8 protein-coding genes are annotated in these 7237 nt (G+C 57.2%); all 8 read left to right on the top strand.

The genetic code is table 11. The annotated features are described in order from the left end of the window. The coding region (locus EIEH_RS17840; RefSeq protein WP_204365810.1) for a tail fiber protein at positions 1 to 833 on the top strand (833 nt) is incomplete at its 5' end. A 180-nt stretch (positions 834 to 1013) separates the two neighbouring features. Next, positions 1014 to 2642 (top strand): hypothetical protein, encoded by a 1629-nt coding sequence (locus tag EIEH_RS12885; protein WP_015871308.1) that lies wholly within the window; start codon positions 1014 to 1016, stop codon positions 2640 to 2642. Next, positions 2639 to 4177 (top strand): phage tail tip fiber protein, encoded by a 1539-nt coding sequence (locus EIEH_RS12880; protein WP_015871307.1) that lies wholly within the window; start codon positions 2639 to 2641, stop codon positions 4175 to 4177. The genes EIEH_RS12885 and EIEH_RS12880 overlap by 4 nt, the downstream gene beginning before the upstream one ends. Then, positions 4174 to 4545, top strand: coding sequence for a hypothetical protein (locus EIEH_RS12875; RefSeq protein WP_015871306.1), 372 nt, complete (start codon positions 4174 to 4176; stop codon positions 4543 to 4545). Before EIEH_RS12880 ends, EIEH_RS12875 begins: the two co-directional genes overlap by 4 nt. A gap of 10 nt (positions 4546 to 4555) precedes the next feature. Further along, complete coding sequence (locus EIEH_RS12870; RefSeq protein ID WP_015871305.1) at positions 4556 to 5131, top strand: hypothetical protein; 576 nt, start codon at positions 4556 to 4558, stop codon at positions 5129 to 5131. Between the two features lie 87 nt (positions 5132 to 5218). After that, a complete protein-coding gene (locus EIEH_RS12865; RefSeq protein WP_015871304.1) occupies positions 5219 to 5599 on the top strand; it encodes a hypothetical protein in 381 nt (126 codons plus the stop codon). A gap of 92 nt (positions 5600 to 5691) precedes the next feature. Next, the gene (locus EIEH_RS19765) at positions 5692 to 5859 is read left to right on the top strand and encodes a hypothetical protein (RefSeq protein ID WP_015871303.1); all 168 of its coding nucleotides are present in this window, start codon (positions 5692 to 5694) and stop codon (positions 5857 to 5859) included. A gap of 23 nt (positions 5860 to 5882) precedes the next feature. Beyond that, the coding region (locus EIEH_RS12855) for a hypothetical protein (protein WP_035609816.1) at positions 5883 to 7237 on the top strand (1355 nt) is incomplete at its 3' end.

Here is a 7237-nt window from a genome sequence, read left to right as displayed (position 1 = left end):
TCGCGACGGCCAATGCAGTAAGGTACACCTATCAGATTGCAACCCGTCGCGCGACTACCACCCAGCCCGGACAGGTCCAGCTTGAAAACAACATCAACAGCACCAGCACCACAAATGCGCCGACATGCTCTGCGCTAAAGCGTGTCTATGACGAGGCAACCCGTCGCGCGAGTACCGGCACTCCCGGACAGGTCCAGCTTCAAGACAACATAGACAGCACCAGCCTCGCAAATGCGCCTACATCCAATGCGCTAAAGCGTGTCTATGAGCATGCAACCCGTCGCGCGACTGCCACCCAGCCCGGACAGGTCCAGATTGAAAATAACATCAACAGCACCAGCACCACAAATGTGCCGACATGCGGTGCGCTAAGGGATGTCTATAACGAGGCAACCCGTGCCGCAACTACCACCCGACCCGGACAGGTCCAGCTTGAAGACAGCGTCAGCAGTACCAGTACCACACGGGCGCCGACGGCCTCTGCGGTAAGAAGAGTCAGCGATAGAGTTAACAAGGCAGCTGTGGGGCACAAGACGCTGCTTTTTAGCGGTAATATTGGAAATGGTAATATCTCGCTGTCACAAAACCCATCAGATTTTGATGAAATTATTATTGTCTCTACTGATGATAATAATTGGTATGCTGCAATCGATATTAAGCCCATGTGGGTGATTAATGAAATAGTTAATAGAAATCTATCAGTCGATATTAGCATTCGCTCAATAGATGGCTCTATCTGGACAATTCCAACCTCGGCATTCCGTTCGACATTATGGGTCGTCAGTGATGAAAATTCTCGTATCCATCTAATATATGGCGTTAAATACACATAATGAGTGGGTTTGTTATGAAAACAATATATATTCCAAAAGAAAATCCCGATGGCTATATCGAATATCCGCCACCTGAGCACGTAGCGTGCTACTACGTAGTGACGGTACCCGATAATTTTACCCTGAGCGGTAAGGTTTTTAATACTGAGCTGCATCAGTTTATAAGTGCTTCCGATAACGATGTCCTCGATTGATATTTCCCTGATGCGCGGTGAACAGCCCCGGATCGTTAGCCACCTTTTGCCAGAAACCAATGCCACCCTGGCACAAAACTGTCATTTTCGGCACGGCGTCATCACTCCACTTTATATGGATAAAGACGAGGCGATCCCGTTTTCTCTCGATCCTCAGACGCTGTTCCATTACCGGGATGATGTCTGGTTTACCTGGGCCGGGCGGGTTCAGGCCATACGTAGCCCGGTGGCGCAGGATCAGTATGACCGGGTCTATTTTACCGATGGTCGGCATCCACAGGTCACCAGTGCCCAGATTGCCTCTCAGGGCCACGGACGCTATCCGGCGGCCAGTTATCGGCTTGGTATCCCGGCCCCCGAGCACCCGCCGACGATTGGTGAAATCCATTATCCGGAGGATGAGCAGCCAAATGATCCACTGGATGACGAAACGCGGTTTTATGTGGAAACCTACGTCACTGCCTATGGGGAAGAGGGGCCGCCTGGACCGGTATCCAGAGAGGTGAGTATTCCCTATCCCGGTAGCCGAGTGACGCTGCATCTAGCCCCCTTGATTGCCCAAAACCATAACATTTCCCGTCGCCGGATTTATCGTACCGTTACCGGCGGTGGGGCTGCGGATTATCTGCTTGTTACGGAGCTGGCTCTTGGCCAGGAAAGCTATGTTGATGCCTTACCTTCTGCTGAGTTGGGCGGTGTGCTGGAAACCTATGACTATCTGATGCCACCGGACAATATGGTGGGGCTGTGTTTGATGGCGAACGGCATCGCGGCTGCTTTTGCCGGTAATGAGGTGATGTTTTCAGAGCCCTATTTACCCTACGCCTGGCCGGGTGCCTATAGACAGAGTACCGAGCATAATATTGTGGCCATTGCCGCGTTGGGTACTGTGCTGGTGGTGGTGACACAAGGGTACGCCTATCTGTTCAGCGGCGTCTCGCCGGGCAGCATGACCAGCAGCAAACTACCGATTATGCAGGCGTGTCTCAGCACTGACAGCATGGTAGAGATGGATGGCTTTGTGCTGTATGCCGCGGCCAATGGGCTGGTGTCCGTCGATGCTGCCGGCAATGCCCTGGTGGCAACGGAAGCGATTGTTGAGCCACGTCAGTGGCGCCAGGGCTTTCACCCTGAGACTATCCGCGCCTGGCGGGTGGAGGGCGAGTATTTTGCTCTGTATCGGGATGCGCGGGATCGCCCCGCAGGATTTATTTTCGATCCGCGGGCGATGGATCTACGCCGTGTGGATACCGACTTTGCGTGCGCCGGTTATCGACTGGAGAACGAACAGCTGTATGTGGTCAGGCGGCGGCAGCTGTATCAGCTGCAGCAGGGGACACAGCCCCACCAGATGCGGTGGCGATCCCGGGTGTTTCTGGCCCACGCCGCGGTGTCGTTTGCGTGCCTGCGGGTGCTCAGTCCCCAGTTGCTGCGGGTGGGGGTCCAGATTGTGATTGACGGTGAGGTGGCGTTCAGCCTGCCGCCTGGCGCACTGACGGAGCCCTGCGTGAAGCTGCCGGTACTGTCCGGCCGTCGCTGGCAGATCGAGTGCTTTGGTACCGCTCAGGTCGAGCGCCTGACGCTGAGCACATCGATGGATACGCTGCCGCCATGAGTAAACGCCACACGTTTCGCGCCGGACGCAGTCTGGACGCGCTGTATGAGAACGTTGAACTGATGACCGGGCAGCGCGGTGATGGGCAGGATAAGGCCATTACCGCCCGGGATCTGGTTGCGCTGGGGCTGGCTCGCCCCCTCCGAGGACAAGGGGGCGAGCTGCATCTGCGGCCGGGTCTGGGGGGGCAGGCCTGGCCCGATGATCGCCGCAAGGTTGATTTTCCACAGGCGCCGCAGGGACTGCAGGTCAGCGGCGGATTTAGCGCCGTGCTGTTGGAGTGGCTCGCGCCAACGTATGGCGGCCACGCATTGACAGAAATTTACCGCCATACGCAGGATAATCTGGCCGATGCTGTACTGGTGGCGACGTCGGCATCGGTGATCTATGGCGACCCGGTTGATCCGGGATGGCAGGGATTTTACTGGATACGCTTCGTCAATACGGCCGGTGTGCCCGGACCGTTCAATGCGCCGGAGGGGACGGCAGCACAGACCCATCCTGAGGTCGATGCCGTGATATCACTGATTGGGCGTGAAATTAATGACTCCCCGCTGATTGCAGAGTTGGTCTCCGGACAGGAGGAGGGGCAGCAAGCGCTGAGCGAAACGAGGGATAATCTCCGTAGTCTCGATCGGGAGGGAAGCCAGGCATTTCAGTCGCTGTGGAGCCAGAAAAACCGCGTCGGAGACATCAGCGCAGGCATCGGAATTGTTGCGGGCAGCGACCCACAGGGCAACGCCTTGAGCCAGGTGGCGATTGCTGCCACGCAGTTTTTTGTTTTTGACCCCAATAATCCCAACGATGATGGTACTTATGCGCTTCCCTTTGTGGTGGATGGCAACAGCGGCCGGGTCGTTATGGCGAAGGCGACGATAGAGCAGGCAACCATCCAGATTTTGCAGGCACAGCGTATCGTGGCGGATGAGGTGGTAGCGGGTATCCGGATCAGCGCCCCGTATATCAGCGCCGCGCAGATCTACGCATCAGAGTTGGTCAGCCTCGGGGCGCCGCCGACCTTTTCCCTGACGGCCGATGGCATACTCAGTGCGCGTCATGCGGAGATTAGCGGCACAGTCCATGCCACCAGTGGCACCCTGAGCCGGGTCACAATCGATGAAACCTGTGACGTTAAAGAGATCCGCGCCGAGTCGATTAAGGGGGATATCGTAAAGTGTTGGGCGATTATGAATGGCCAGACAATCACGATTGAGCCCGCTCCCTTTGAGCGGATATTGGTTGTTCCTGTTTGTATTGTTTCGGGCGCGACGGATCAATGGACTGTGTACCACCGGGATAATGAGAGCACCAGGCGTTCGTATGATGGGGGATTTGCCAACATTATTATTGACGGTGTTCCCCGCACACTCTGCAGCAAGTCAGGCGATGGGATTAATGCCGGGCAATGGATTTCATCCCTGCCGCGCGATACGGCTATTTCCATTGGGTATTATGGTGATAATTACAGCAATAATAGTGACATTAACAGGAATTATTATCCCGATGCACTGATATTAATGGCTTTTAAAGCGTGACGCCCGCCCTCTATCACCAGATTATCCGTGCCGCCGCCGATGACGGAGGTTTATCCCTGCTTGATGACATCAACCGGACGTGCCGACAGGGTATGGCGCTCTGTATTGGCTCTGACCATGTACGGATAGTCCTGCGGCTGAGGCTGCGTGATGGGGTGCCTTATGTTGTGGTTTGGCTGGCCGCCAGCACCTTGCCCGATGGTCTGCGGCGTTACACCCCGCTGGTCAAGATGATGATCCGCCAGGTCGGGGGACACTGGGCAGAGTTCGCGACCCGGCGGCGTGGGTTTATCCGGCTGGCAAGACGGCTGGGATTTGAACGTTTGGAGGATGAGGGGGCGTTTCTGCGATTTAAAATTCCGCTTTAAGGGGGCGATGATGGGAAAGGGTGGCAGCACGGAGATTAGGGAAACCTCACAGGAAAAGGCTGCGGCGGAGGTAGCACTGGAGCAGTGGAAGCTGTACCGGCAGGAGTTACGTCCCTTTGAGGATCTGTTTATACAGAAGGTCGGAGAGCTGAATGCGGAGGGGCGCTACGATCGGTTGGCCGGTGAGGTGAATCTGGGGTATCAGCAGGCATTTGGCCATGCCAGAAAGCAAACGGCAGATGCCCTGAGCGCATCGGGGGTCGATCCCGGGAGCGGCAAGTTTCGGGCAGCGCTGCGGGATAGCGTCAGCGATCAGGTGGTTGGACAGATCGATACCGTGAATCGGGGGCAGAGCAGTCAACAGGAGAGCCATATCGCCGGTCTGCAGGACGTCGCCGCGATCGGTTCGGGGCAAAAGGCCGATACGCTGGGCGGATTTAACGATATCGCCGGAGCGGCACAAAGCCGTGCGGCCAGCGATGCCTATACCCATATCAACGATCGGCTGGCGCTGGGGGGCGCCGTCGGAACCGGTATCGGTATCGCAACACGTAGCTATGGCACACCCGAGAAAAAGGATGCGTAGCGCGCAGATCTCCGGGACATGGGGGCTTACCCGGTGTGCCGTAAAGTTCCGTCCTTCAGGGCGGGGAGGATGTCAAAGGAGGACGCGATGGGATGGGCATCTGATACTTATGCCGATTTGACCCGGCAGCAATACCAGGACTGGAAAAACCGGTTTTATCCGCAGCTGAAAAAAATGATGGATTATGCCGCGGGCGATCGACTGTTAAGCGATCAGCTTTTCCGGGCAGATAGGAATACCCAGAGCTCACTGCGCTCGGCATTGAGCGGGCAGGTAAATCAGATGGCTCGCTATGGCACGCCGGTGGCCCGTGATCCACAGGACAATAGCCTGGGACTGCGTACTGCGCTGGCCCATGCCGGCGCCAAAAACAGTATTCGCGATGCGGCAGAGGATCGTCAGCTGAATATCCTGACCGGAGGTTCCGCGGGCGTACGTGAACAGATGAGGGTGGGGGGCAGCACATAATGGGATATGGGCTAATCGATGTGGGCAGCCAGGCCCGCAGCCAGGCTGTACAGGGTGTAAGACAGAGTTCTGATCGCGAGAGGCAGCGCGAGATGGCCAATAAGCAAATCCAACAGCAGCAGCAGGCTGCCCGCTTGAATTCCGCGGGAGCCGGCGCCGGCGTAGGGGCCTATGTGGGGGCGGGGACGTCGGTCGGCGGCCCCGTCGGCGCCGTGATTGGTGGCGCTCTGGGGCTGCTGGCCTCGGCGCTGTTTTCCTGAGCGTATGACGGGAGGATGAAACGATGGGGATCCAGGGGCTGGCGGAGGGGCTGTTAGCCGGGTTCAACGCAGCAGATAGCGCGCTGAGCCGCCGTGATGCACTGAAGCTGCGTGAACAGGATAATCAGCGCCAGCAGGATAACACCGATCGTCTGTTCAACCAGGCGCAGGAGCAGATCCGTTGGAGCCGGGAGTACCAGCAACAGCGGGATGCCCTACAGGATAGGCGCTGGGCGATGGGGCAGGCGTTAGCGCAGGAACGATTCAATCAGGAGAGGGATGAGAAGGCTTATCAGCGGGGGCAGAATGAACGGGAGCAGCGTTTGCGGCAGGAGATGCCGTTGGTTAAAGCGGGCTATGATGCACTACATAACGGACAGTATGAGCAGGCCAATCAGATATTTTCAAAGGTGTCATCGGACAGTCCGCTGCACCCAGCACACTATTTTGGCGAGCAGCCGCTCGGCGTAGCCAAAGCGATCATTCAGGATGTTCCCCGGGTGCTGGCGGGTGAGCTGGATTACAACGGCCCCGAAGCGATGGCGATACTGAATCAGGCATTCGATGCCGATCTGAAGCGCAGTGTCGGGCAGAGGGATCCCGCAAGCGGTAAGACGATTACGGATACCCGACTGATACACTTGGGACGCAGCGCTGATCATAAGGGATTTATCGGAACCCTGCAGGTCACCTACGATGATGGTTCGTCAGTTGAAAAACCGTTGACCCGCCATGGCTCCGCCGATCCACGGGATACCGTGCCAGTGATCCCCGTAGAGGCGTTGCTGGGGGGAATGTATAACTATGTCCGCACCGTGGGATTCATAAACCAGCCCCGACAAGTTGAGTTTATGCATCGTTTGGTTAACCCCGAGTCGGTTAAGCAAGGGGATAACAGCATGATGCGTGACTACCAGCGTTATGCCTATGAGCTGGACAAAGAGGAGGCCGATGCATTGGTCGGTATTGAGAAGCAGGACAAACGGGCAGAGACGCAGGCTTATTATGACGGGCTGCGGGCACGGCTTGATCAGCGTTTCGGTTATGGCACCGCGGATGATCCGGGCGGGCAAACCTTGCCTGCTGCTCTCCAGCGCTGGGCGGGGAAGGATACCGACAGGCAGGCGTTTGTCCGTGAGGGGAGCCAGCGGGGCGTACTGCCGGCAACGGTGACCCCGCGCCAATTGGATGTCATGTATGCCGATGCCCAATCGTTGTCGCAGCGTCCAGAAGGTAAGGCGCGGGCGTTTGCCCAAGAAAGCGATGACGCGTTGGATCGTAAGGCCGCCTTCCTGCGTAGTGACTTACAACATGCCACCGCGCCCGAACTCCGCTCGCGAATCGCCGGTGAGTTGATGGCACTGGAGCGGGAGTTAGA

Source organism: Edwardsiella ictaluri ATCC 33202, from assembly GCF_000264785.1.
Classification (GTDB): Bacteria; Pseudomonadota; Gammaproteobacteria; order Enterobacterales; family Enterobacteriaceae; genus Edwardsiella; species Edwardsiella ictaluri.
Note: the sequence above shows the minus strand (reverse complement) of the source record. Positions and strands in the feature narration are given on the sequence as shown.